Raw genomic sequence first — 1017 nt, 5'->3', positions numbered from 1 at the left:
ACGGCCCTGTTACCCAGGACATGCTCGACAACGGCTTTGATGTTGAAGTCCCTGTGACCGCTGGCGCAACCGATGTTGATGTCACCGCACAGGTGATTGATATCGCCGGTAACCCATCTGCAACCGCTACCGACACACAACCTGTTGATAATGTTACCGCACCTGCACCTAGCGTTGAGTTCAGCGGCATGGGCACTGATGGCGTGTTCAACAGCGATGAAATTGGTACTGACGGCACTGTCACCGCAACCGTGACCTTAGCGACCGGCACCCAAGTGGGCGACACCTTGATTGTCACCGACGGCAATGGCACCGAATTGTTTAACGGCCCTGTTACCCAGGACATGCTGGATAACGGCTTTGATGTTGAAGTCCCTGTGACCGCAGGCGCAACGGATGTTGATGTCACCGCACAGGTGATTGATATCGCCGGTAACCCATCTGCAACCGCTACCGACACACAACCTGTTGATAATGTTACCGCACCTGCACCTAGCGTTGAGTTCAGCGGCATGGGCACTGATGGTATCTTTAACAGCGATGAGATCGGCAGCGACGGCACCGTCACCGCAACCGTCACCTTAGCGACCGGTACCCAAGTGGGCGACACCTTGATTGTCACCGACGGCAACGGCACCGAATTGTTTAACGGCCCTGTTACCCAGGACATGCTCGACAACGGCTTTGATGTTGAAGTCCCTGTGACCGCAGGCGCAACCGATGTTGATGTCACCGCACAGGTGATTGATATCGCCGGTAACCCATCTGCAACCGCAACGGATACACAACCTGTTGATGCCACCATGGCTCCTGCACCGACTGTAGAATTCAGCGGCATGGGCACTGATGGTATCTTTAACAGCGATGAAATTGGTACTGACGGCACTGTGACCGCAACCGTGACCTTAGCGACGGGCACCCAAGTGGGCGACACCTTGATTGTCACCGACGGCAACGGCACAGAATTGTTTAACGGCCCTGTTACCCAGGACATGCTCGACAACGGCTTTGATGTTG

1 protein-coding gene is annotated in these 1017 nt (G+C 55.2%); it reads left to right on the top strand.

Annotated features, from left to right (window positions below; translation table 11 throughout):
• Nucleotides 1-1017 (top strand): hypothetical protein (locus tag ACROAE_RS20580; protein WP_432406190.1); only part of this gene is annotated, 1017 nt, incomplete at both ends.

It is taken from the genome of Shewanella sp. MF05960 (assembly GCF_050849305.1).
Lineage (GTDB): Bacteria > Pseudomonadota > Gammaproteobacteria > Enterobacterales > Shewanellaceae > Shewanella.
The sequence above is the reverse complement of the archived record's forward strand: the minus strand, read 5'-3'. Positions and strand labels throughout refer to the sequence as shown.